Source organism: Neotamlana sedimentorum, assembly GCF_000943565.1.
In the GTDB taxonomy this organism is placed as follows: domain Bacteria; phylum Bacteroidota; class Bacteroidia; order Flavobacteriales; family Flavobacteriaceae; genus Neotamlana; species Neotamlana sedimentorum.
The window spans coordinates 263,926-288,021 of record NZ_JTDW01000005.1 but is presented as its reverse complement, the minus strand read 5'-3'; the positions used below and the strand labels follow the sequence as shown (position 1 = coordinate 288,021).

The window sequence follows — 24,096 nt, the reverse complement described above, 5'->3', positions numbered from 1 at the left end:
CACCATTTTTAAAGGTGTGAGCGCGGACTTGTAGTGTAAAGCCTGACCGCGAACTAAACACTTTTGGGGCGGGGTAACACCCTAAAAAGAGTAATTAAAAAAAATGAATTATTTTCGCGTTTCCATTTTAGAGATTTATAATAATTAAGCATGAAATTAATTTGTATTGGTAGAAATTATACCGAACATATTGAGGAACTAGAAAATGAAAGACCAACCGATCCTGTCATTTTTCAGAAGCCCGATACTGCCATTTTATTAAAAAAACAGCCGTTTTTTATTCCCGAGTTTTCTAACGACGTACATTATGAGGTTGAGGTTTTGGTTAAAATTAATCGAGTAGGGAAGTATATTGACAAAAAATTCGCCCATAAATATTATAATGAAATTGGTTTAGGTATCGATTTTACCGCGCGTGATTTGCAAACCAAATTAAAGGAAAAAGGATTGCCTTGGGAAAAAGCTAAGGCTTTTGATGGGTCGGCAGTGATTGGACAATGGATATCAAAAAGTGAATTAACAAATGTTGATGAGATTGCATTTTCTTTAAAAAAGAATGATATTTTTGTGCAAAATGGAAATACTAGCCATATGCTTTGGAAAATTGATGAAATAATAGAATATATCTCTAAATATTTTACTTTAAAGATTGGAGATATTATATTTACAGGTACACCAGCTGGAGTGGGCAAGGTATCTGCTAACGATAACTTAAAAGGATTTTTAGAAAACAGAGAAATGTTTTCTATTACAGTTAAATAAATTATGGAACAACATTACAAATTATATAGAGTACGTGAACTAGCCGATAATGATGAAGATTTTATTTTGGCCCTAGCTCAAACTTTTGTAGAAGAGGTTTCTGTAGATGCCGAACGCCTTAAAAATGCAGTTGCAGAAAAGAACTACCAAGAGGCTTACCAAGCCGCTCATAAAATGAAGCCTACAGTAGATTTATTTGAACTTGGTGTTCTAGATACCTTAATTGAAGTACAAGATTGGGGGAAATTTACTAAAACAGACCAAGATGTAACCGAGCAATTGGATATTGTTATTACAGCAGTTGATAATGCTTTGGCAGAATTGAAGTCGGATTTTAATCTATAAATGTTATCAGAAATAATTACTATTGGCGATGAATTATTAATTGGACAAGTTATTGATACCAATTCAGCTTTTATTGCTAAACAACTTAATAATATAGGCATATCGGTTTACCAAATTACTTCGGTACAAGACGATAAAAGTCATATTTTACAGGCGTTAAAAGATGCCGAAAATCGTGTAGACGTTATTATTTTAACAGGTGGTTTAGGACCAACCAAAGACGATATTACTAAAAAAACCATTGCCGAATATTTTAACGATTCACTGGTTCTTAATATTTCGGTGCTTGAAAATATTGAGTCTATTTGGAAAAAATATGCTCGACAAACCTTGCTTCAAGTAAATAAAGATCAAGCTTTGGTGCCATCACAATCTAAAGTGCTTATGAATACTTTAGGAACGGCTCCTGGTATGTGGATGGAGAAGGGGGATAAAACGTTTGTTTCACTTCCTGGCGTACCCTTTGAAATGAAATCTTTAATAACAAATTCTGTAATCCCTAATTTAAAAGAAAAGTATAAATGCCCATTTATTTTACACAAAACCTTACTAGTTTATGGTTTAGGTGAAAGTACATTGGCCGCACGAATTGAAGCTTGGGAAGATGCATTACCTCAACATATAAAGCTAGCCTATTTACCGAGTTTGGGTAAAATGCGATTGCGAATTTCGTCAAAAGGGTTTGATAAAATTAAAGTCGAGACAGAGGTGCAACAACAAATTGATCAAGTTATTCCTTTAATTAAAGATGAGTTTTTTGGTTATGAAGATGAAGATGGAAATGAAGAAGCCGTAATTGGTAATCGGTTGACTAAAATTAATAAAACACTTGCCATAGCAGAAAGTTGTACAGGAGGTAAATTGGCTGAATTATTTACAGCTAATGCAGGAGCATCAAAATATTTAAAGGGAGGTGTGGTTACCTACTCAACACAGTCAAAAATAGATGTTTTAGGTATAGATGAAGCTGTAATAATCAAACATTCGGTTGTAAGTGCCCAAGTAGCCGAAGCAATGGCTGTTAAGGTTAAAAAACTTTATAAAGCGGACTACGCATTAGCAACTACAGGAAATGCAGGCCCGAGTAAAGGCGATTCTACAGCCGAAATAGGTACAGTTTTTATTGCAATAGCGAACCAAAATGGTGTGTTTTCTCATGAATTTAATTTTGGAAGCCCACGTGCGCGAGTAATAAGTAAGGCTGTTAATAAGGCCTTAGAACTTCTTCAAAAAGAAATTTTTAAAAATTGATAAGTTTTTGGTTGTTAGCTATTAATTTATTTGTATATTTGCACCTCGATTTTAAGCAACAAGAATTTAAAGTTATAGATAATGTCAAGAGTTTGTGAACTTACAGGTAAGAAGGCAATGGTTGGGAATAACGTTTCTCACGCATTAAACAGAACTAAACGCAAATTTGGTGCGAATTTAGTTAAAAAACGTTTTTACATTCCAGAAGAAGATAAGTGGGTAACTTTAAAAGTATCAACTTCTGCTTTAAAAACCATTAATAAAATAGGTATATCTGCGGCAATTAAAGAAGCAAAATCTAAAGGATTTTTAAAATAATAGCTGCATAAAAAGTATATAAAATGGCAAAAAAAGGAAACAGAATACAGGTTATTTTAGAATGTACAGAGCACAAAGCAACTGGACAACCAGGAACGTCTCGTTACATTACTACTAAAAACAAAAAGAACACGCCAGATAGAATGGAGATTAAGAAATTTAATCCAATTCTTAAGCGTATGACTATTCATAAAGAGATAAAATAATTAGTTATGGCAAAGAAAGCAGTAGCATCATTACAAACAGGATCAAAAAGATTAACAAAAGCCATAAAAATGGTTAAATCTCCTAAAACTGGAGCTTATGTTTTTGTTGAATCAATTATGGCACCAGATTTAGTTAACGACTATTTCAAGAAAAATTAATAAACCTTTAAAAAGGTTTAGAAAAGCAGCTTTCTAGCTAAGAAAGCTGCTTTTTTTGTTTTATATTTATCTGACATTTTTGCATGCTATTAATTAAGGCAAGAATTTTGTTTGGTTTAGTCTGATATTAAATCAAATTTTATAAGAAATAATTACGAATGAGTTTTTTTAAAAAAATATTTTCATCAGAAAAAAAGGAAACTTTAGACAAAGGTTTAGAAAAAACTAAAAGCAGTTTTTTTGGTAAGCTTAGTAAAGCAGTAGCTGGAAAGTCTAAAGTAGATGATGAAGTTTTAGATAATTTAGAAGAGGTTTTGGTAACTAGTGATGTAGGCGTTGAAACCACATTAAAAGTTATAGACCGCATTGAGGCGCGCGTATCTAAAGATAAATATTTAGGAACTGCAGAACTCAACCAAATTCTTCGAGAAGAAATTGCTGGGTTGTTAAGCGAAACAAACATTGGTGAAGCCACAGAATTTACTATTCCACAAGATAAGAAACCTTATGTTATTATGGTTGTTGGTGTAAATGGTGTTGGTAAAACTACAACCATAGGTAAATTAGCTTATCAGTTTAAAAAACAAGGTTTAAAAGTTGTTTTAGGTGCAGCCGATACGTTTAGAGCTGCAGCTATCGATCAGTTACAAGTTTGGGCCGATCGAGTTGATGTGCCAATTGTAAAACAAAACATGGGAAGTGATCCGGCTTCTGTAGCTTTCGATACGTTACAAAGTGCCGTAAATCAAGATGCCGATGTGGTTATTGTTGATACAGCAGGACGTTTACACAATAAAGTAAACCTAATGAACGAGCTTACCAAAGTGAAGCGTGTAATGAAAAAAGTTGTAGACGATACTCCAAACGACGTGTTGTTAGTTTTAGATGGTTCTACAGGGCAAAATGCTTTCGAGCAAGCTAAACAATTTACAGCAGCGACCGAGGTTACAAGTTTGGCAGTTACAAAGCTTGACGGTACAGCAAAAGGAGGCGTTGTTATTGGTATTTCCGATCAGTTTAAAATTCCTGTAAAATACATTGGTGTAGGCGAAGGTATTGAAGATTTACAAGTGTTTAATAAGCACGAATTTGTCGATTCTTTTTTTAAATAACTAACGTTTTAAGGTAAAATGGCCTTTATATACAGTCTGATTATTTTTTGTAACAATAAACCAATAATCGCTTGTGGGTAATGGGTTTCCTTTAAAAAAGCCATCCCAAGAAGTTTCCGAATTTAAAACCGTTAGCAGTTTGCCATAGCGATTAAATATGGTGGTTGTAATCTCTGGGTAATTTTCTACGTGTTCTATATGCCAGGTGTCGTTAATTCCGTCGTTATTTGGTGTGAAAAATTTTGGTGGATTTAAAAGATAAACCGTTTCTTTAGTTATACCACAACCGTTTTTATCTCTTACTTGAACATTGTATTCTCCCGCAGGTAATCCGTGAAATGAATTTTCATCTTGGTAATTAATACCATCCAAAGAATATTCGTAATCTCCTAAACTAGTATTTTCAAGATAAATAGTTATACTATTATTAGTTTCTGTCCAATCTTCAATTTCTATTTCTGAAATTGTTGCTGCGTTGGAAAATAAAACTTCAAAATTTTTGGTCGATGTACAAGAAAAATTGTTGTGATTTTGAGTAACACTCACCCAGTTTGTGCCAATATGTTCTTCAGTAATATTTATGGTTTGTGTTGTTTCTCCGGTAGACCATAAATAACTGTCAAATCCTGAGCCAGCATCAATAGTAACATAATTGTCGCTTTCGCAAATACCAATACTGTTATTAATTGGAATTATAGGAGTGCTCTCTGGAATAAGATTTAATGTTGCTATTTGGTAGCAATTATCGGGAGAATCTATTCTTACATATAAGTTATTTGTTGTAGTTTCCCAAGAATAGTCTGTTGGTGTTAAAATAGAATTGCTGTCGTTTTCAGCATCAATAATTGTAGAGAAATAGCTAAAAACACAACTTGAACAACTAACAATTTCAGGCTCATAGAAGGTTAAATCTATTACTTCTGTGTCATCATTTAAATTGTCACATATGTAAGCATCAACATTATTTATGGCCAGGGTTGGATTATAAATTGTTACTTGGACAGCTAAAACTTCGTCGCTTTCGCATCCATTATTGAGTTGAGTGGCATAATAGGTGGTGTTGTTTGCTAGATTTGTGTTATCGTCAAGCACATTATCTTTTGAAATAGAATCGTACCAAACGGCATTTGCATTAACTTCAATATCACTTAAGGTCGCTTGTTCGGTAGAGCAGAAGCTTTGCTCTGTATCGCCAACTAACGGTTCTGGTTTTTCGGTTACTGTAATCTCAAATTCATCGGAGGTAATTCTGCAATTGCTAGAGTTAATATTGGTTCCATTGGCTATGGCAACACGAAATAAGTAAGTTCCAGGCGTACTGCTGTTGGTAAAGTTAAAGGTATTATTGTTTTCGGAATTTAAATCTACCCAAGAATTACCAATATCATTCGATGTTTGCCATTGAAATTGAGGATCATCATATCCTTGAGAAAGTTCGGTTTCTAAAGTTATATTTGTTGGTTCGTTTTCGCAAACAGCGGCATTTGTATTGCTATTTCCTTCAATATATGTCGTAATAGTTGGTCCGCAGGGTTTAAACGTAATATCATCTAAAGCAATATCGTTTCCTGGGTGTGCACTGGGTGCTGAGTTTAAAATGGTTATAATTACTTCCGATTGGTTTTCTAAGGTAAAAAAGAATCCGTATTGAACCCATTCTCCAGAAGTTGTTTGGTTGATATCGCCTGTATTGTAAAAACCTAAAATGTTTCCTGCGGTATCGCTTACGCGGAAGGTAACATCGGGATGGTATTCGTCGGTTCCAGCCGCTGGATTCATTACATTAATAAGCCAAGCGGAAAATTCGTAGGTAGTATTTGGGCATAATCCAGAAACACTTTTGGTATAGAAAACACCTTCGCTTGTAAGTACGGCACTGTTAATAACCATCATATAGCCGTTTTCATCGCCGGTATGGTCTGTAGTTGTATGCCAAGCGTTTCCTTTTAATCCAGTAGTAGAATTTACAATGGTATATTCCCCTTCATCAAGCTCGCCAGCGGCAACATAGGTAAATGCTGTTATGCCGTTGTCTAAAGCAGCACCTCGGTTTGAGCCGGCACCAAAGTTAATTTCTACAATAGGATCGCCTAAACTTCCTGTACAAAGTTGAGCAGAAAGTATTTTACAAAATAAAATTAAGATGATGGTTAGGTTTAAATTACGTTTCGTCAAAATATACAATGGCTTGTTATGTTATTTTATTTAGATGCAATGTGCGTTAAAAACTTGCTAGTATATTCTTGAAATGGTAATAAAAGAAAGTAAATAGTTATATTTAAGTCGACTTAATTATTTTATTGAATGACATTAACACCAAAAAAACTAAATACTTTTACCATGCTTAAACTGCCTTCGGCTTTTTTGTGTGGCGTTCGAACAAAATTTATTAATGCTGAAAAATGTGTTGTTACAGTAAAACATCGATGGATTAACCAAAATCCGTTTAAATCTATGTTTTGGGCTGTGCAAGGTATGGCGGCCGAATTTTCTACAGGAGCATTAATGATTTCAAAAATTAAAACTTCGGGTAAAAAAATATCTATGCTAGTTACAAGCAATAATGCTAGTTTTACTAAAAAAGCAACGGGTAGAATAACCTTTATTTGCAACGAAGGTAATTTAATTGATGATGCCATTACTAAAGCCATTGAAACAGGTGAAGGACAAACGCTATGGATGAAATCTGTTGGTATTAATGAAGAAGGCGCAGTGGTATCAACCTTTAATTTTGAGTGGAGCATAAAGGTTAAAGCTTAATTTTATTTAAAATTGTAACATTTTGTTGTAACGATCTACAAACAAGTGAATCAACAAAAAACAATAACATGACAGCACACGAAATTGATTATAGAATCTACGGCGAAGAAATGCAATACGTAGAAATAGAACTCGATCCGCAAGAAGGAGTAATTGCCGAAGCAGGTAGTTTTATGATGATGGACGACGGCATTAAAATGGAAACTATTTTTGGAGACGGTTCGCAAAAGGATACTGGGGTTTTAGGGAAAATTTTAGGCGCAGGAAAGCGCATATTAACAGGAGAAAGTTTGTTTATGACAGCTTTTTATAACACACTTATAGGAAAGCGAAACGTGTCGTTTGCATCGCCTTATCCTGGTAAAATTATACCTATTGATTTAACGCAGTTTGGTGGTAAGTTTATTTGTCAAAAAGACGCCTTTTTATGTGCCGCTAAAGGCGTAAGCGTTGGTATTGAGTTTTCAAAAAAACTAGGGCGCGGTTTATTTGGCGGCGAGGGTTTTATTATGCAAAAATTAGAAGGTGATGGAATGGCTTTTGTTCATGCAGGTGGTACTATGGCCAAAAAAGAATTGTTGGCAGGAGAAACATTACGAGTAGATACAGGTTGTATTGTTGGCTTCGACCAAACTGTAAATTACGATATAGAATTTGTTGGAGGTATAAAAAATACTGTTTTTGGTGGCGAAGGTTTATTTTTTGCAAAATTAGAAGGTCCTGGAACTGTTTTTATTCAATCTTTACCGTTTAGCCGTTTAGCCGGTAGAGTATTGGCTTCTGCACCCCGAACAGGAGGAAAAAGTAAAGGAGAAGGAAGTATATTGGGAGGATTAGGCGATTTACTTGATGGAGATAATAGGTTTTAGTTTAGCCTTGAATTAGCCTCCAGAACAATAAAAACCGCCTGTTTTAAGCCTTAGTTTTAAAACAGACGGTTTTGAGTTTTTATGGTTTTATAAATTTTATACTTTCCGTTTCAGGTTTGCTATTAAACCTAATTTTTAAAATATAGGCTCCGCTATAATATTTTGACAGATTAATCGATTTACTAACAGGGTTATTAATATGCATGATATTTTGCCCAATGGTATTAAAAATTTGTAAATCTTTTACGCTACTTATATCTTTATCCAAATGCAATTCCAAAGATTCGGTAAATTTGTTATAGCTTACAAATGCTTTTGGTGTATCAAGCTGGTTGTAGCTTAGCGTGTTTTCCTCTTTAAAAACAATAGCATATTGATTTTGATCGTTACCTGAGCTTAAATAGATTTCTGCAACAGCATCATTTATTTTTTGATAGGTATTGTTAAAGGTATCTACTAGGAAAACACTTAAATCTGCAGGCATGTTTTCAGAGTTACTAATTCGTACTTTATATAAACCAGAAGTTTCAATGTCGAGTCCTAAAGGCAATGTATCATCTCTATTAAGTTCTGGTAATGCCTGAATAATTAACTTTTCGTTGTCGTTAATCGACCAATACATAATATCATTAAAGTCGTCGTATACTTTTGTGTCGTAGCCATTATCGTAGTTGTACGAAGTGTTTTCATCGTAACCTAGACCAATTGTTTTTTCTATATTATTGGGTGTTTCTAGAGAAAACCATAGTTTAATTCGGCTATCGGTTTCAATTTTTTTATTTGCGGTTTTATAGAATACCGATTCACTTAACGATTCACGAGCAAATTGACGTTGTGCATTATTAAACGCAAAGGAGCCGCCGTATTCGCTTTTAATAAAAAAGCCTTGGCCTGGTGGAATATATTGAGTAGGAGCAGGTTTACTTGCTGTGCCAGAACCACTTGTTCGACCCGATACATCGGCTATTGCGGGTAATGATAAGGTTAAATTTAATGTAGCATAGCCACCTTGATAATTACTTAAGAAATGACTGCTATTTGTAGTGAACGATTCCCAGAAATACAACGTACCTTCAAGAGTAGATAAATTGTCTGTAATAAACGCATGCGCATCGATAGCCGAAGGGTATGGGTTTGATACTAAAATTTCTGTATTCGGGTTAATAGTAAAAGTGTAATCGCCACTATTTGGTGTTCCTTTAAAAATGTATTCTTGCTCTGGAGTAGCAGCACCCGAACCTTTCATGGAATATCCAATGCCTGGAAGTAAATTGGTATTTGTTGTTAATTTTTTCCAACCAAAATAATTATCTGAAATAAAATTAAAACTATACAGCCACCTACTACTTAAAGTTATTGGAGTTGTTGCAGGGTTTGGGTTATTAGCTGTTGTATAGTTGATAACACCGTTAGAATCCTCTAAATATCCAATTTGCCAAGTACCATTTCGATTTACTGGAGCGCCCCAATAATTATAGTTGTATTGGTTTGTAGCACCTTGTTGTCGAATTATTAAAGTCCCATCGCCCGAGTTACCACTTAATCCTGTATGGTTTTGAATCAGTTGTGCTTCGCCTAATAAATCTATAATACCATTAGTGTTAATTGCAACGTTGTTTTCTGTTTCCAGCAATAAGCCGTCGCTAACATTTAGTTGGGCATTATTTTCAACTTCAATTTCTCTAACATGGGCGTTTGCTGTTAAATTAGCAGTTGCACCCGCCATAATTGTAAGTTTTAAACAACTATCTGTTGAATCTGGAGCATTTAATGCACCGGAACCATTATAAAAAGTAGCGCCATCCCAAACAATTTGGTCGGTATATCGAATGGTAAAATAACGATTACCGCGAATTCTTACATTAGTTGCAGAAGCGATATTTCCAGTAATTGTTAGATCGTAAATATCGTCGGGTGAAGAGAAATCGCCATCGTTATCAATAACCAATTGCAGAGGAACACAGGTTTGTTTACCTGTTAAATCGAAGTTAGTTATATCGAAAGCAATGTCAACACGACCAGGAGCACTTCTTCTAGAAGTGTACCATCTAGAATTTAATTGTTCTGTGAAGTTAGCTGTATTTGTACTGAAATTGTAGGTTGGATTTGCCGATTCTTCTCCCCAAAATAAGAATTCATCATTATCTAAATTTGTTGGGTTATTTATTCTCACGATACCAGTACCTTGAGAATCGGTGTGATTACTTCCATCGGTTGCTTGCCCAATACCAGCAACATGATGGTCGAAATTTCCATTTCCGCCGTTATCTTTATTATAAATATCACTACTGGCTAAGTTTTTATTGAATTTTGCAGCTAGATAGTTGTTAATTATAATACGTTGCGCGGTATTCACTTTTTCTTTAAAAATAATGACTTCGGCGATGTCTCCAAGAAATCCATTCGATCCCGAGGTATAACCTCCAAGATTAAAACGTTGAGAACTATGGGATGTGTAATTTGAGGTATTGGGTCTGCTTTGTAATAAGTTTAAATCTTGATATAGTTGTTTTCCTGTTGTTGGGTTTGCATCATAAGACCAAATAGAATAGTCGGTGAAATTTAATCCATTTACATTTAATCGAGCGTTATTATTACAGCAAGTACCTATATCGAAATATACACTATTATTCCATGGAATATGAGTTGAAAATCGTGTGCTTCCTACCAAAGGGTCGGTTGTATAAACACAGGATTGTTGTGTTGTATTATCTGCTCTAGATACCACAAATGACGAAGCTTGGTTAGTTATAAAGTTTCCTGTAGTTAAGGTAAGTCCCGTGTACAGTTTATTTGTACCGCTAAAGCTAATTTCATTATAACCATTAACAACATTTGTTACTAATGTAGGACGTTCTGTTGTTGTACTTATTAGATTGAATGCTGCTAATCCAGCCGAGTTTTGCCAGCTATTTATACTAGTTCCAGAAACAGCTAATCCATTATCTGGCCTGTACCACATTATAAGACTAGAGCTGCCATCGTTCGAGCCAACACCACCGGGACCGGTTTGAGCGTAAGTAATAAATGATAGTAAAAGAAAAACACTTTTACCAAGGTATTTAACTATATTCATAATTCTTAAGGGCAATAAGTGGTAATTAATCTTAATTAATTTTTAGACACTTATTACTATTAAATTGTCACATTTTCCAATAAAATGTATTTATTTCTCAAATAAGTTGATAAAAATTACGAATATGATTTTATAATAGCTAAACAGTTATTAAAATGTTAATTGTGAACTTATTTAATTTAATTTACATAAAATTTCATAAATTAGAACATAATTTTAAATCAGATTAGTATAAAACAGATCTACTTATAAACCAAAACCATAAAGAAAATGCCGAGAGCAATGCTTGAGTACACAAAGGTTGTACTTAAAAAAGTTAGTTTTGATGCTACTTTATTTTGCAGGGAAGTACAAAAGGCGGCACAACGATTGTTGCCTTATGAATTAGAAGAACTAAAAGTTTATATAAATAAACTCGTTCAACAAAACCCTGAGCTAAATCAATGTCTAATTTATTTAAATCCATAGTAGAAGCGACCATTATTGGTCGCTTTTATTTTTAACATAATCTAATTTTCTTTTTACTTACTTATTTAAAATTACTTATGTAATTTTGCTGTTTTATTTTTATAAAATTGAAAAAACTTGTTTTAATAACACTTTTATTAGCTTTTATGGCTAAGCCATTATATAATTTAAGTTACTTGATGTATTATCAAGTAAACATTGATTATATAATCGAGAATTATTGTGTTAATAAAACTAAAGTTGAAATGGCTTGTAATGGTAAATGTCATTTAGCAAAACAATTACAACAGAATGACACTAAAGACGAACAAAATAATGGTGTAAAACTATTTTCAGAATTGTTTTCGGTGGTGTTTTATCAAAACAAAACATTATATAATTTTTCTAGCCTTATTTTTAATACAAAAGGCAAAATTAATTCTTTCTATAGCAAAAATTACAGTTACGCATATAGTGCTTCTTTTTTTAAACCTCCAATCGTTTAATTTTCATTTTAATAAATGAAAGCTAAATGTATTTAGCTTTCACAAATAATCTAATTTTTTTTGTAACCCTTTTAAACATTAAAGTGGGTTACAATGTATATATTCAAAAATTATAAAATGAAAATTTTAAAAATATCTTTTGCGCTTTTAATATGCGCTATTGTTTCTTCATGCTCAAACGACGACGATAATACGGAAGATTTATCTGGACAAACCGGAGAGTTAATCATAAAATTCGATAACGGTGTTGGTGATCAGGATTTTATATTCGACACCTCATATTCAAAATCGAATAATGAAACATATAAACTATCTACATTAAAATATTTAGTTAGTAACATTACTTTAACCGATACTGAAGGCAATGAATATATGTATCCTTCAGAAAAAAATGTTTTTATAATTAGCGAGGCTAATGCAAATAATGCTGGTGAAATTTACGTAACATTAGAAGATGTTGATGCCGCCGATTATACAAGTATTTCATTTGGCGTTGGTATAGATCAAGGACGTTATGCTTTAGGTGCCGACGGACAAGGTGATTTTTTAACTACAGCTGAAGCTGAAGGTATGATGTGGTCTTGGGCAACTGGTTACCGTTTTACTAGAATAGATGGAACGTATTCCTCTAGTACGGTTACCGATGAAGCTTTAAATATTCACATGGGAAGCGTTGGTACATCAATTGATAATTATCGCGAGGTAACTTTAAGTTTACCAAATACCGTTTTAATTCGTGAAGATAAATCTCCTCAAATTCATGTTGTTGCAGATATAGCCAAGTTGTTTGATGGTACAACGTCGGTTAGTTTCGACGATGGTTATGCGCAAGTGCATGTCGATGAAACCACTACTGGTGTCATTGCCAATAACGCAGCAGATATGTTTAGTGTACATCATGTACATAATGAGTAAAAATTTAAAACGTTGCCAGAATATGAACGTGTATTTTGGTAGCGTTTAAATTTCTTTTCAATGAAAATTAAATTCCTATTAGTTTTAGGAGGAATCTTATGTTTTAGTTGTACAAAAAATGATGCTGAAATAGCATACCAACCTGTATTTTTAACTGTAGAGCAACCTTCAAACTTTCCAGAAATAGTTTATAACCTCGAAAACAACCCGGTTACCGAAGCTGGTTTCCAGCTTGGTAAAAGTTTGTTTTACGAAGGTAAGCTTTCGGCAAACAATGCTATTCCTTGTGCCTTTTGCCACGAGCAAGCTTTTGCTTTTACACATCACGGACATACCGTAAGCCACGGTGTTAATGGTGGTATTGGCACTCGCAATGCGCAACCCATGCAAAATTTGGCATATCAAGGTGAGTTTATGTGGGATGGTGCTGCAACACACCTCGATTTTCAACCGGTAATTCCCATAACCAGCGAATTAGAAATGGGGGAAACGGTAAGCAATGTTGTTTCTAAATTACAAGCCGATAGCTATTATCAAAATCAGTTTAAAATGGCTTTTGAAGATGGCGAAATTAATAGCGAAAATCTGCTTAAAGCCTTGTCGCAATTTATGGTAATGATGGTGTCTTCAAATTCAACGTACGACAAATATGTAAGAGAAGAAGAGCAAGTTACTTTAACACAAGTTGAACTCGACGGATTGGCAACGTTTAATAATAAATGCGCTTCGTGCCATGCAACAGATTTGTTTACAGACCATAGTTTTCGAAATAATGGACTTTCAATAAATCCAAGATTAAACGATGTAGGACGCTTTGCAGTATTTGAGAACCCAGACGATATTTATAAGTTTAAAGTTCCAAGTTTGCGCAATATTGCTGTAACCGCACCATATATGCACGACGGCCGTTTTGCAACCCTTGAAGCTGTAATGGATTTTTACGATTCTGGGATGGTAGATAATGGTAATGTTGACGCTATTTTGCAGCGAGAAGATGGAACTCTAGGAATTACGCTTTCTAGCTACGAAAAAGAAAGCATCATTGCTTTTTTAAACACTTTAACCGATAACGAATTTTTAACCGATGAACGTTTTTCAGAATTTTAAACTTTTTGCCCCAATTTTACTTTTTATAAGTGTTTTTTGTAACGCTTCAACTATCGATCCACCAATTAAATCTGTTTCATTTTATGAGTATGATTACGACTACGATTGCGATTTGTGTGGTTGTACAACAGGAAGTGGAAGCTTTGGTTTTGGCACTTTAAACAATGCTAATTTTGTTGGTGTGCGTTATATAAATCAGCATTTCGAATCGAAAAATGGTATTTTTTCAAATTCTCCAGTTAGCGAAGAAACCTTTAATACTTATCAATTATGGGCTCAAATACCAATTAATAATTCGTTTTATTTTAGTGCTAATTTACCTTATCAAGATTTAAGTAGAAAAATTGATGGTACTAACGAAAACATTAATGGTATTGGTGATGCAAATATTATTGGGTGGTTTAAGTTACCATTTTATAAGAAACCTGCAAATGATGTTATGGAAAGTATGGAAAAGGAAAATTCTGGACATAGTTTACAATTTGGCTTGGGTATAAAATTGCCAACAGGTAAGTTTGAAGAAGCTTTGGTAGACCGAGTTAATCCTGGATTTCAAGTAGGAACAGGTAGTGTTGATGGTATTTTTTCGTTAGGCTATAGTTTTGCAGGTAATACATTTGGCGTTAATACACTATTATCGTATTACCTAAAAACTGAAAATAAAAATGAGTATAAGTTTGGAAATCAGTTTAGCTATTCAACTAAATTTTATACTGCGTTTCCTATTAAAAAAACAATGTTAATGCCATTTTTAGGTGTTTCGGGCGATGTTTTTAATAAAATTGAACAGTATGGAGAAACTATAAATGATACAGATGGATCCATATTAAATTCTAGTATAGGCACCGAACTTGTAGTAAACCGATGCATTTTTGGGGTAAATTATACTTTGCCAATTTCACAGAACTTATTTGGTGGCAATGTTACTTCAAAAAACCGACTGTCCCTTTACTTTAACTTTGCATTATAATAAGAATCAAATAAAAAAAAGCCACGAAAACAACTATAAAATACTGGTGTTTTCGCGGCTTTTTTTTTATCTCGTCCGTTACTTTTTATGAATAGGACTAATAATTTTTACATCTTGAAAAGCAATTGCTCCTCTTATAATACCAGCAATAACATCTTGTAGCGATTCAATTATTTGCATTTTAAGCTCGCTTTTGTGAAAAATAATACTCACTTCGCGTGCTGGCGATGGTTCTTTAAAATAATGCAGGTTTTTCTTTTCATTCTCACGCATATCTAAAGTGTGTAAATAGGGCAGAAGTGTCATGCCTAAGCCTTCGTTAGATAGCTTTATTAACGTTTCAATACTTCCGCTTTCTAACTGGAATTCATCATCTGTATGGTCTTTAAAAGCCTTACATAAATTTATAACACCTTCTCTAAAACAATGGCCGTCTTCAAGTAAAAGCATATCATCTATATCGAGGTGGGCAATATCAATATTATTTTTACCATGCAACCTGTGGCCTTGAGGAATGTAACATACAAATGGTTCGTAAAATAAGGCGCGTTCTTTTATAGTGTCTACTTCAAGTGGTGTTGCAGCAATGGCGGCATCTAAATGGCCATCGTTAATACGGGTAATTATTTCTTCGGTGGTAAGTTCTTCAATTTTAAGTTTTACTTTAGGATGTTTTTTTATAAAAGCTTTTAAAAACATGGGTAAAAGCGTGGGCATAACCGTTGGAATAATACCAAGTTTAAACTCGCCACCAATAAAACCTTTTTGTTGATCTACAATATCTTGAATTCTATACGATTCGTTTACTATATTTCTTGCCTGAATAACTATTTTTTTACCAACATCGGTAAGCTCAATAGGCTTTTTACTTCTATCAAATATTTGTACATCCAGCTCGTCTTCAAGTTTTTGTATTTGCATACTTAAAGTAGGTTGTGTTACAAAACATTTTTCAGCTGCTTTGGTGAAATTTTGGTTTTCGGCAACTGCTAAAACGTAATATAATTGTGTAATTGTCATGTTAATCAATTTAGGCTATAAAAATATAAAAACTATCAATAAAACTTATTGAATTCATAGTTTATTATAAGATAAATTTGTAATAAATTAAAACATAACATAAAGATGACACTAAATAGTATAGGATTAAATCCAGAAAAAGCAAAAGATTTAGCTAACGATTTAAATGATTTGTTAGCAAACTTTCAAATTTATTATCAAAATTTAAGAGGTATTCACTGGAACATAAAAGGAAAACGTTTTTTCGATTTACACGCAAAGTTTGAAGAGCTTTATACCGATGCAAACGTAAAAGTAGATGAAATTGCTGAGCGCATTTTAACCTTAGGAGAAACACCTTTACATACTTTTGAAGATTATACATCTCATGGAAAAGTACCTGTTGGAAAAAACATTTCACAAGATGAAAAGGCAGTGCAGTTAATTGTAGAATCATTAACCGAATTATTAAAAATTGAACGCGATATTTTAGATAAATCGGGTGATGCCAACGATGAAGGAACAAACTCTATGATGAGTGATTTTATTACCGAACAAGAAAAAACTGTTTGGATGATGAAAGCTTGGTTAAGCTAAAAAAAAAGAGCTAAGAAAAAGAGAACCTTGTTAATAGCAGAAAAACGCGGCCTTACTTACTTTAAGTTTGGCTGCGTTTTTATTTAAAAATCTATGCGTTTTAAAAATTCGGTTTTATAACTAACGCCAATAGGAATCCATTTTTCGTCTATTATAATACGATTTCGTTGTACAGAATGAATGTGATTTAACGACACGATATACGATTTGTGCACACGAATAAAATTATGGCTAAGTTTTTCTTCGAAGTTTTTAAGACTATTTAAGGTTAAAATGGGTTTATCTTTATTGGTATAAATCTTTATATAATCTTTTAAACCTTCAATATATTTAATATCGTTTATGTTTACTTTTAGGTTTTCGTATTCCGATTTTACAAAAATAAAATCTTGCTCTGTTGGTTGTTTTTCTATTTTTAAAACTGTTGGTTCTTGTTTCTCATTATCAATTATACTTTGAGCTCGTGTGGCCGATTTTAAAAATCTATGAAACGGTATAGGCTTAACTAAATAGTCTATGGCGTTTAAGTTAAAACCCTCAACAGCGTAATGAGAATATGCGGTTGTAAAAATAAAATGCGGATTATAATCGAGGGATTTTATAATATCGATTCCCGAAAAATTTGGCATTTCAATATCTGTAAAAATTAAATCTACTTTGTTGTTGCGTAAAATGTTGGTAGCTTCAAAACCGTTAGAGCAAGATGCAACTAAATCTAGAAATTCAATTTTAGATATAAAATCTTCTAAAAGTTCTAGAGCTAAAGGTTCATCATCTATTATTATACAAGAAATCATAGCGTTTTTAATTTTAAAGTGAGGTTTACTTCGTAACTATTTTTTTCGTTTTTTATATTTATGTTATGCTGATTTGGGTACAGTAATTTTAATCTGTTTTTTATGTTTTCTAAACCAACACCCGAATCTTTTGTTTTAGGTTGTTGATGGGTTACAGAATTAAACACGTTGAATGTTAACAATTCTTCGTCGATAGTAATTTTTATATTTACATTGGTTTTTCCCGTAAAATCTGTTCCGTATTTAAACGCATTTTCAATAAACGAAATAAGCAAAAGTGGCTCGATACTAAACTTTAAATTACCATGAATATTAAGTTTTACGTTGCTAGAATCCTTTAGACGTAGCAGTTGCAACGACACATAGTTTTTAATGTATTCTATCTCTTTTTCTAACGGAACAAGATCTTTATTGGTTTCATAAATCATGTATCGCATTAAATCGGATAAAATAACAATTGCATTGGTAGTGTCTTTTGATTGCTTATGAGCTAGCGAGTAAATACTATTTAACGAATTAAATAAGAAATGCGGGTTAAGTTGAGCCTTTAAGAATGATAATTCGGAGTTTACCTTTTCCGATTCTATGGCGACTCTTTTATTTTCAGATTTAAACCACTCCAAGCCTAGTTTTATACTTGTACTTAATGTGAAAATTAACAACAATAAACCTCCAGAAGGAAAAAATCCTCTAAAATTTAAAAATAAAGGCCCGTGATTTTCCGGTGGAGGTAGTTTTGGGAAATTACCGCCATTAAAGTTTGGTGGTGTATCGAATGGTCGTGGTAGAAATTCGTGTAATATAAAACTGAAAAAAAAACTGAATGCCAATAAAACCAAAAAGTATAGTGGTATTTTTTTGTTTAGTAACAAATAAGGCACGAGTAAATTAAAGTTAAGGTAAAAGGCCAGAATTAAAGTTAACGACCTAACAATAAAATCTTGAGGAATACTACCAATTCTGTAATATATTTGAGAAGCACTTATTATTAAAAAAAACGTCCATAATAAAACATGGATCACAATTGGCGGTATTTTTTTAAAATTATTCAAAATAAATTTAGTTAAAGCAAAAGTAAGAGTAACAATTTTAACTTGGACATAAAATAATGTTATTATGCATAAAAAATAAGGCCGAGTAAGGTAATTATTTAATAGTTACCAATACTCAGCCTCTTGCTAAAAAAACTCTATTAATCAATTAATCATCTTCGTTTTCTAATTCGTCTGGTCTAAATTCCCAAACATCGTCGAAGTAATAATTTCCACTTCGTCCCATTAAAACGTAAGCTTTACTATCGAACGAGAATGCCGAAGCATCTTGTCTCGAAGAACCTTCAAAGTTTGGCATTTCATCCCAACTATCTGTTGAAGGATCGTACTCCCAACATTCGTTAGAAACAGCTCCTTGTAATCCTGTAGCTAAATAACCTTTACCATTTAAGGCAAAACCAGCACTACTGTAAAAAACAATATCTTCATCTAAATCGTCGTCATCTAAATCGGTTAACTTTGTCCAAGTTGTACCATCAAAAGAATAAAAATCGTATTCTACAGCGCCATCATTGGTTCCTGTACCAATATAGGCCACATCGTTAATAACAAAAACAGCGGCATCTTTACGTTTTTCTCCACCAAAACCTACAAGTTGTTCCCAAGTATCTGTAGTAGCATCGTATTTGTAAAAATCTTTTTGCTCGCTACCGTCATCACCTGTACCAATATAACCGTAACCGTTTACCGAGAAACCTATGGCACCAAATCTTGGAGAACCAATAAAATCGGCCTTTTGTGCCCATTGGTTGGTATCAGGATCGTATTCCCAAAAATCGTTTAGCTCGTCAAAACCATCGTAACCAGTACCAATGTAACCTTTACCATTTAATGCAAAACCAACAGCACCACTTCGTGCGTTTCCAGGAAAATCGGCACGTTTTACCCAGTAATCGAACTCAGAATTATATTCCCATGTATCATTTAAATAATCATCACCGTCGTGTCCAGTTATTAAATAACCTTTATCGCCAATTGTAAAACTAACTGCATTTCCTCTAGAATCACCATCGAATGTAGAACTTTCTACCCAGTTTCCATATTCATCGGAGTCATCGTCATTATTACAACTAACAGTTAATAAAGCCATTACAAATAGGCATATTACATGGTATTTTTTTGTCAATTTCATACGTATTAATTTATGTTTATTTCTTTTTTTGAATGATTAATTTTTCACAAAACTAGATTCAAACAAATTTTAAAATCATACAAAATATACCAATTGCATGTTTTTGTCTATGACTGTGTTTAAATACACTACGAACAATGTAATTAACTCTATTTTAACATTTTAACATAAGTTTTACATACTCGTCTATAAAATACTATTATTAATCTATTACTACATATTGGAACTTACTTAGCATTTAGATTTGCCCAAAAAATGCGATATATGAGATTATTTTTAGTGAGCTGCTTTATTTTTTTATTAGCGCTTTCATGTTCTGAAGAAGTAAGTAACTACCCTGTTGGAACCAATTTTATTGACAGTGATATTAATATTAAAATAATAGATTCGTTTAGTATAAAAGCAGGAACTTTTAGGCTAGATTCACTTATTACTTCTAGTTCTAGTAGAATTTTAATAGGGAGTGAGTACGACGATAATTTTGGGCAAATTAAAGCACAATCGTATTTTCAGCTTAATAATTCTAGCTTTTCGATTAGCGACGATGCCGTTTACGATTCTATTGGGCTTGTTTTGCATTACGATAACTATTATCATGGCGATACCACCAAACTGCAAACTTATAGAGTACACCGAGTAACCGAATATTTTGAGCCAGACGATGATGCTTACGCGTTTTATAATCTCTCAAAACTTAGCTACGATGCCGAACCTTTAGGTGAAGTCTCGTTTATTCCAAGACCTAATACCACAACTGACTCTGTTTATATTCCTTTAGATTATAACTTGGGTTTAGAAATATTTGAACAAATTCGAGATGACGAAATTAATACATCCGATGAGTTTTTCCAGTATTTATATGGACTAACAGTAATTCCAGATACTACTGCAAACGCTCATGTTTTAGGGTTTAAGTTTACTTCGGATGTAACTATTGATGATAATTCTGGAATGCGAATTTTTTATACTGAAGATACCGATGATACAAGCTCCGATAACGATAAACAATTTAATTTTTATATAAGTAGTGCAGCCGATCAATTTAATGCCATTGATGCTGATTTAGAAAGTACTTTAATTAATTACTTTGAGGATTCTGAAACTATAATTTCTAGTGAAGATACCGACGATAAAATTTATACCCAAGCTGGTGCTGGTATTTGTGCTAGAATTGAAATACCTACACTTCGCGATTTAAATGCAATATCTGATAATAGTAATGTTTTAAAAGCCGAATTAACATTTTACCCCGAAATAATTGATAACGATACAAAAAGTGAGCTGCCTGATAGTTTTAATGTTTATGTTGTCGATCATAAAAACCGAATCGTTACTCAGCTTACGGATATTGATGGTAATACCGCGTATGCAGTGCTTTCTGGAAACGACGACGAGTTTAACCAAAACACCTATTATACAGTGGATATGAGCGGGTTTGTACAAACTGTTTTAGGTTCAGAAACCGATTTAAATTACGCCTTAATGATTCAGTTTGCCGACTATGATAAAATTGTAGATAATGTGGTTATAAAAACTGTGGATGATGATGGGCATCCCAACATAAACCTTGCGGTTACTTACTTAAATTATTAAAATTATTTAAATGAAAATATTAAAAATCATGTTGGTTATGGTACTAATAACCAACTTTTCTTTTGCACAAAACGATACGAGTACGCCTTATTCTATTTTTGGTTTAGGTGTTGAAAATAAAACCGCCACAGGAGGTTTAACCGGATTAGGAAATACAGGTATTGCGCAAAATAAATCGGCCGAAATTAATTTATTTAATCCAGCTAGTTTAAGTGGTATTGAGCCTAAAACGTTTTTGTATGAATTTGGTGTAAATGGCATGTATTCTACCATAGAAACCGATAATTTATCTGAAAACACCACAGATTTTAATATTTCTCATGTTGTAATGGCTTTTCCTATTAATAAAAATATAGGTTTAAGTTTTGGACTTTTGCCTTATACCAAAGTAGGATACGATATCGATATTGAAAGATATATTGAAGGTAGTAATCAAACCTACACTTCGAGAGTAACAGGCTCAGGAGGTTTAACTAAATTATATCTTGCCGGTGGTATCGATATTACTAAAAAACTATCTTTTGGAGCCGACTTTACTTATATTTTTGGTTCGATTAAACAAGAAAGCAGTTTATTTTACGAGTCGCTTGTAAACATTGTTGATGAAAACAGATATCAAGGATTTAAACTTAAAACGGGTTTACAATACAATATTATTAATCGCGAGAATTTAAATATTAACCTTGGCGGAATTGTTGAATTGCCAACAAATTTAAGCGGAGACCAAACCAGAAGCTCTAACACCACTTTAAGTAGCGGAACTTATATTGTTATAGATGATGAAGAATCTTATAGTTTGGACGATTTTGAGTTGCCTTTAACCTATGGTTTCGGTATAACTTCAACCTTAAATAAGAACCTGACTACTAGTTTCGATTTTACTAAACTTAAATGGAACGATACCGACCAATCGATAAACAAAGAAACTTATACCGACCAAAGTATTTATGCCTTTGGAGCCGAATATAACCCATCGCCTAGAAAAAGTTATTGGAGCAATGTAGATTATCGTTTTGGTTTTAATTACAATACCGGATTTTTAAATATTAGCGATAACACGATTGATAGTTATTTCGTATCGGCAGGTTTAGGTTTACCTTTATCAGATTTGTCTAAACTAAACATTGCTTACTCCTACGGAACCGAAGGTACAGTAAACAATGGTTTAGTTAAGGAAAATTACCATAAACTTACTTTAAATTTAAGTTTTATTGGTAGTTGGTTTAATAAAGCAAAATATAATTAAAACATAAGTTTCATTTCAATGTTTTCGCTAGTTACATTAAATTTAGCTTGAGCGAATTGTGGTGGCCCATAAAGCACCGGATTGTTTGATACAGCAAAAGATTCTTTTGGCATGCCGCTATCTGCAAAATCCATTCGGTTATTGTTATTTGCGTCGTGTAAGGCTATTATAGCGTAAGTTCCTGGTGTTATATTTTTAAATGTAATAGATACTTTTCCATCTTTAATTTCACTGTTTTCCGATTTTAAAGGAGCAGCTTTCATAAACGTAGCTTCATTGTGTAGCGTAAGTAAAACTTGACCGTTATTGTTCATTATATTTTCAATAGTAACGGTAATGGTTTGGCCTTTTTCTTCTGATTCTTGAGCGTTTCCAAAAAATACAGATAATGTTAATACGATGATAGATGTTAGTGTTTTCATGATTTAAAGTGATTTATGTTGTTTTACACTTCAAATATCTAATAGAAAACCAGTGTATAATAATTACAATGACTCAATTGTAGAAATTATATGCTGAATTGTGAATTTTATAGTAAACCACGTGCTTTAACTTCTAAATACTTGTTGATGGTATTAATGGTTAAGTGTTCAGGAGAAGTTAAAATGGAATGAATACCATATTTTTTTAGTTCGTTTACAATAAGACGTTTTTCGAAATCGAATTTTTCGGCAATAACTTTATCGTAAACTTGCTCAACAGTTTCGGCTTTGTTGTTAATAAGTTCATTTAACGCGGTATTTTTAAAGAAGATTACCACGAGTAAGTGACTTTTAGCAATGGCTTTTAAATAAGGTAATTGACGCTCTAAACCATCAAGTGTTTCAAAATTGGTATACATTAAAAGCAAACTACGTTGCTTAACATGTTTTTTTAGGTTGGTGTATAATCGGCTAAAATCGGTTTCAAAATAGTCGGTTTTCACGTTGTAAAGCGATTCTAAAATAAGTTGCATTTGCGAATTTCTGCGTTCTGCAACTACCACGTTTTCTGTTTTTTTAGAAAATGAAAACATACCCGCTTTGTCTTGCTTTTTTAAAACGACATTGCTAATAACTAAAGCGGCATTTATGGCATAATCTAAAAGGCTTAAACCGTTAAAAGGCATTTTCATAATACGTCCTTTATCGATAATGGAATAAACAGGTTGTGATTTTTCGTCTTGAAACTGGTTTACCATCAATTGGTTTTTTTTTGCCGTAGCTTTCCAGTTTATAGTGCGTAAATCGTCGCCTAAAACATATTCTTTTATTTGCTCGAATTCCATAGAATGACCCAAGCGACGTACTTTTTTTAGGCCATATTCAAAGGAGTTTTTATTAATATTTAAAAGCTCAAACTTTTTTAACTGTTTAAAACTAGGGTAGGTTGGCACCATAGCATCGGCATTAAATGTGTAGCGTTTGGCTACAATTTTTAATGCTGAAGACGCGTAAACATTTAAACTGCCAAATTTATATTCGCCACGTTCGGTTGGCTTTAATTGGTAGTTTATGGTTTTTGTTTTTCGCGAAGCAATGCTATCTTTTAATTTAAAGTCGCGTACTTGAAATTGCTCTGGTATTTCATCAATAATCTCTAAATTAATTGTAAAAGGGTAGTAGTTACTTATGTTTAAGATTACGGAATTATTGTCGCCATTCGAGAATTTATCGGGCAATTCTCGAGTGGCTTCAATTTTGTTTTTTCCTATAAAAACTATTAAAATATCTAAAGCAAACAATACAACTAAGGCTAAAATTAATAGTTGAGCAACATTAAATAGCGCCGGAATAAAATAGCTTGCAGTAAATAAAACTACAATTGCTATTCCGGCGTAAAAAAAGCGTGGTTGTATGTAAAAGGGTTTAAATAGTTTCAATTTTGAAGGGTTTAAA

At 33.0% G+C, this 24,096-nt stretch carries 25 protein-coding genes; 17 read left to right on the top strand and 8 right to left on the bottom strand.

The window, feature by feature from the left end; all coding sequences use genetic code 11:
* Positions 1-150: 150 nt before the first annotated feature.
* From PW52_RS08505 to ftsY, 7 genes are all read left to right on the top strand, one after another.
* Positions 151-762 (top strand): fumarylacetoacetate hydrolase family protein, encoded by a 612-nt coding sequence (locus PW52_RS08505; protein ID WP_044632500.1) that lies wholly within the window; start codon positions 151-153, stop codon positions 760-762.
* A 3-nt stretch (positions 763-765) separates the two neighbouring features.
* Complete coding sequence (locus PW52_RS08500) at positions 766-1,107, top strand: hypothetical protein (RefSeq protein ID WP_044632499.1); 342 nt, start codon at positions 766-768, stop codon at positions 1,105-1,107.
* Entirely contained in the window at positions 1,108-2,358 is a 1,251-nt protein-coding gene (locus PW52_RS08495; protein WP_044632498.1) for a competence/damage-inducible protein A, read from the top strand.
* A gap of 81 nt (positions 2,359-2,439) precedes the next feature.
* A complete protein-coding gene (gene rpmB / locus PW52_RS08490; protein ID WP_044625958.1) occupies positions 2,440-2,676 on the top strand; it encodes a 50S ribosomal protein L28 in 237 nt (78 codons plus the stop codon).
* A 23-nt stretch (positions 2,677-2,699) separates the two neighbouring features.
* Positions 2,700-2,882 carry a 50S ribosomal protein L33 gene (rpmG, locus tag PW52_RS08485; RefSeq protein WP_044625959.1) on the top strand — a complete coding sequence of 61 codons (183 nt, stop codon included), beginning with the start codon at positions 2,700-2,702 and terminating at the stop codon, positions 2,880-2,882.
* A 6-nt stretch (positions 2,883-2,888) separates the two neighbouring features.
* Complete coding sequence (locus PW52_RS17380) at positions 2,889-3,041, top strand: DUF4295 domain-containing protein (RefSeq protein WP_082048539.1); 153 nt, start codon at positions 2,889-2,891, stop codon at positions 3,039-3,041.
* Between the two features lie 158 nt (positions 3,042-3,199).
* Positions 3,200-4,153: a signal recognition particle-docking protein FtsY gene (ftsY, locus tag PW52_RS08480; RefSeq protein WP_044632497.1), complete on the top strand. Its 954-nt coding sequence runs from the start codon at positions 3,200-3,202 to the stop codon at positions 4,151-4,153.
* On the opposite strand, the gene PW52_RS08475 is transcribed toward ftsY, so the two are convergent.
* Positions 4,154-6,328, bottom strand: coding sequence for a T9SS type B sorting domain-containing protein (locus PW52_RS08475; protein ID WP_044632496.1), 2,175 nt, complete (start codon positions 6,326-6,328; stop codon positions 4,154-4,156).
* A 129-nt stretch (positions 6,329-6,457) separates the two neighbouring features.
* Between PW52_RS08475 and PW52_RS08470 the strand changes: the two genes are divergently transcribed.
* Entirely contained in the window at positions 6,458-6,913 is a 456-nt protein-coding gene (locus PW52_RS08470) for a DUF4442 domain-containing protein (RefSeq protein WP_044632495.1), read from the top strand.
* 68 nt (positions 6,914-6,981) lie between these two features.
* Positions 6,982-7,782, top strand: a complete 801-nt coding sequence (locus PW52_RS08465; RefSeq protein WP_044632494.1) for a TIGR00266 family protein — start codon at positions 6,982-6,984, stop codon at positions 7,780-7,782.
* Between the two features lie 79 nt (positions 7,783-7,861).
* Here PW52_RS08465 and PW52_RS08460 read toward each other — a convergent pair whose 3' ends face one another.
* Positions 7,862-10,858 carry a T9SS type A sorting domain-containing protein gene (locus PW52_RS08460; protein ID WP_044632493.1) on the bottom strand — a complete coding sequence of 999 codons (2,997 nt, stop codon included), beginning with the start codon at positions 10,856-10,858 and terminating at the stop codon, positions 7,862-7,864.
* A 270-nt stretch (positions 10,859-11,128) separates the two neighbouring features.
* Between PW52_RS08460 and PW52_RS08455 the strand changes: the two genes are divergently transcribed.
* The 5 genes from PW52_RS08455 to PW52_RS08435 all read left to right on the top strand — a co-directional run bounded on the left by PW52_RS08455 (position 11,129) and on the right by PW52_RS08435 (position 14,803).
* Positions 11,129-11,326, top strand: a complete 198-nt coding sequence (locus tag PW52_RS08455; RefSeq protein WP_044632492.1) for a hypothetical protein — start codon at positions 11,129-11,131, stop codon at positions 11,324-11,326.
* A 107-nt stretch (positions 11,327-11,433) separates the two neighbouring features.
* Positions 11,434-11,811, top strand: coding sequence for a hypothetical protein (locus PW52_RS17120; protein ID WP_052823434.1), 378 nt, complete (start codon positions 11,434-11,436; stop codon positions 11,809-11,811).
* A gap of 117 nt (positions 11,812-11,928) precedes the next feature.
* Positions 11,929-12,726 (top strand): MbnP family protein, encoded by a 798-nt coding sequence (locus PW52_RS08445; RefSeq protein WP_044632710.1) that lies wholly within the window; start codon positions 11,929-11,931, stop codon positions 12,724-12,726.
* Positions 12,727-12,786: 60 nt separating this feature from the next.
* Positions 12,787-13,833, top strand: coding sequence for a cytochrome-c peroxidase (locus PW52_RS08440; protein WP_044632491.1), 1,047 nt, complete (start codon positions 12,787-12,789; stop codon positions 13,831-13,833).
* Positions 13,811-14,803 (top strand): transporter family protein, encoded by a 993-nt coding sequence (locus PW52_RS08435; protein ID WP_044632490.1) that lies wholly within the window; start codon positions 13,811-13,813, stop codon positions 14,801-14,803. The genes PW52_RS08440 and PW52_RS08435 overlap by 23 nt, the downstream gene beginning before the upstream one ends.
* Positions 14,804-14,881: 78 nt before the next feature.
* Here PW52_RS08435 and PW52_RS08430 read toward each other — a convergent pair whose 3' ends face one another.
* The gene (locus tag PW52_RS08430) at positions 14,882-15,823 is read right to left on the bottom strand and encodes a hydrogen peroxide-inducible genes activator (protein WP_044632489.1); all 942 of its coding nucleotides are present in this window, start codon (positions 15,821-15,823) and stop codon (positions 14,882-14,884) included.
* A 105-nt stretch (positions 15,824-15,928) separates the two neighbouring features.
* On the opposite strand from PW52_RS08430, the gene PW52_RS08425 reads away from it, so the two are divergent.
* Positions 15,929-16,399: a Dps family protein gene (locus PW52_RS08425; protein ID WP_044632488.1), complete on the top strand. Its 471-nt coding sequence runs from the start codon at positions 15,929-15,931 to the stop codon at positions 16,397-16,399.
* 83 nt (positions 16,400-16,482) lie between these two features.
* On the opposite strand, the gene PW52_RS08420 is transcribed toward PW52_RS08425, so the two are convergent.
* From PW52_RS08420 to PW52_RS08410, 3 genes are all read right to left on the bottom strand, one after another.
* Complete coding sequence (locus tag PW52_RS08420) at positions 16,483-17,196, bottom strand: LytR/AlgR family response regulator transcription factor (protein WP_316930135.1); 714 nt, start codon at positions 17,194-17,196, stop codon at positions 16,483-16,485.
* Positions 17,193-18,248, bottom strand: a complete 1,056-nt coding sequence (locus PW52_RS08415) for a sensor histidine kinase (RefSeq protein ID WP_052823433.1) — start codon at positions 18,246-18,248, stop codon at positions 17,193-17,195. The genes PW52_RS08420 and PW52_RS08415 overlap by 4 nt, the downstream gene beginning before the upstream one ends.
* A gap of 148 nt (positions 18,249-18,396) precedes the next feature.
* Positions 18,397-19,380, bottom strand: a complete 984-nt coding sequence (locus PW52_RS08410; protein ID WP_044632486.1) for a Kelch repeat-containing protein — start codon at positions 19,378-19,380, stop codon at positions 18,397-18,399.
* A 264-nt stretch (positions 19,381-19,644) separates the two neighbouring features.
* Between PW52_RS08410 and PW52_RS08405 the strand changes: the two genes are divergently transcribed.
* Positions 19,645-20,973 (top strand): DUF4270 family protein, encoded by a 1,329-nt coding sequence (locus PW52_RS08405; RefSeq protein WP_044632485.1) that lies wholly within the window; start codon positions 19,645-19,647, stop codon positions 20,971-20,973.
* 10 nt (positions 20,974-20,983) lie between these two features.
* On the top strand, positions 20,984-22,219 hold the full coding sequence (locus PW52_RS08400; RefSeq protein WP_131453992.1) for an OmpP1/FadL family transporter: 1,236 nt from the start codon (positions 20,984-20,986) through the stop codon (positions 22,217-22,219).
* On the opposite strand, the gene PW52_RS08395 is transcribed toward PW52_RS08400, so the two are convergent.
* Both PW52_RS08395 and PW52_RS08390 read right to left on the bottom strand, forming a co-directional pair.
* Positions 22,216-22,641 (bottom strand): DUF2141 domain-containing protein, encoded by a 426-nt coding sequence (locus tag PW52_RS08395; protein WP_044632483.1) that lies wholly within the window; start codon positions 22,639-22,641, stop codon positions 22,216-22,218. The genes PW52_RS08400 and PW52_RS08395 overlap by 4 nt on opposite strands.
* Before the next feature lie 107 nt (positions 22,642-22,748).
* Entirely contained in the window at positions 22,749-24,080 is a 1,332-nt protein-coding gene (locus PW52_RS08390) for a DUF58 domain-containing protein (RefSeq protein ID WP_044632482.1), read from the bottom strand.
* Between the last annotated feature and the right edge of the window lie 16 nt (positions 24,081-24,096).

Excerpts from the sequence above, each read along its gene's own strand:
- PW52_RS08505 (WP_044632500.1), top strand. The coding sequence starts at position 151 with ATGAAATTAATTTGTATTGGTAGAAATTATACCGAACATATTGAGGAA.
- PW52_RS08500 (WP_044632499.1), top strand. The coding sequence starts at position 766 with ATGGAACAACATTACAAATTATATAGAGTACGTGAACTAGCCGATAAT.
- PW52_RS08495 (WP_044632498.1), top strand. The coding sequence starts at position 1,108 with ATGTTATCAGAAATAATTACTATTGGCGATGAATTATTAATTGGACAA.
- rpmB (WP_044625958.1), top strand. The coding sequence starts at position 2,440 with ATGTCAAGAGTTTGTGAACTTACAGGTAAGAAGGCAATGGTTGGGAAT.
- rpmG (WP_044625959.1), top strand. The coding sequence starts at position 2,700 with ATGGCAAAAAAAGGAAACAGAATACAGGTTATTTTAGAATGTACAGAG.
- PW52_RS17380 (WP_082048539.1), top strand. The coding sequence starts at position 2,889 with ATGGCAAAGAAAGCAGTAGCATCATTACAAACAGGATCAAAAAGATTA.
- ftsY (WP_044632497.1), top strand. The coding sequence starts at position 3,200 with ATGAGTTTTTTTAAAAAAATATTTTCATCAGAAAAAAAGGAAACTTTA.
- PW52_RS08470 (WP_044632495.1), top strand. The coding sequence starts at position 6,458 with ATGACATTAACACCAAAAAAACTAAATACTTTTACCATGCTTAAACTG.
- PW52_RS08465 (WP_044632494.1), top strand. The coding sequence starts at position 6,982 with ATGACAGCACACGAAATTGATTATAGAATCTACGGCGAAGAAATGCAA.
- PW52_RS08460 (WP_044632493.1), bottom strand. The coding sequence starts at position 10,858 with ATGAATATAGTTAAATACCTTGGTAAAAGTGTTTTTCTTTTACTATCA.
- PW52_RS08455 (WP_044632492.1), top strand. The coding sequence starts at position 11,129 with ATGCCGAGAGCAATGCTTGAGTACACAAAGGTTGTACTTAAAAAAGTT.
- PW52_RS08445 (WP_044632710.1), top strand. The coding sequence starts at position 11,929 with ATGAAAATTTTAAAAATATCTTTTGCGCTTTTAATATGCGCTATTGTT.
- PW52_RS08440 (WP_044632491.1), top strand. The coding sequence starts at position 12,787 with ATGAAAATTAAATTCCTATTAGTTTTAGGAGGAATCTTATGTTTTAGT.
- PW52_RS08435 (WP_044632490.1), top strand. The coding sequence starts at position 13,811 with ATGAACGTTTTTCAGAATTTTAAACTTTTTGCCCCAATTTTACTTTTT.
- PW52_RS08430 (WP_044632489.1), bottom strand. The coding sequence starts at position 15,823 with ATGACAATTACACAATTATATTACGTTTTAGCAGTTGCCGAAAACCAA.
- PW52_RS08425 (WP_044632488.1), top strand. The coding sequence starts at position 15,929 with ATGACACTAAATAGTATAGGATTAAATCCAGAAAAAGCAAAAGATTTA.
- PW52_RS08420 (WP_316930135.1), bottom strand. The coding sequence starts at position 17,196 with ATGATTTCTTGTATAATAATAGATGATGAACCTTTAGCTCTAGAACTT.
- PW52_RS08410 (WP_044632486.1), bottom strand. The coding sequence starts at position 19,380 with ATGAAATTGACAAAAAAATACCATGTAATATGCCTATTTGTAATGGCT.
- PW52_RS08405 (WP_044632485.1), top strand. The coding sequence starts at position 19,645 with ATGAGATTATTTTTAGTGAGCTGCTTTATTTTTTTATTAGCGCTTTCA.
- PW52_RS08400 (WP_131453992.1), top strand. The coding sequence starts at position 20,984 with ATGAAAATATTAAAAATCATGTTGGTTATGGTACTAATAACCAACTTT.
- PW52_RS08395 (WP_044632483.1), bottom strand. The coding sequence starts at position 22,641 with ATGAAAACACTAACATCTATCATCGTATTAACATTATCTGTATTTTTT.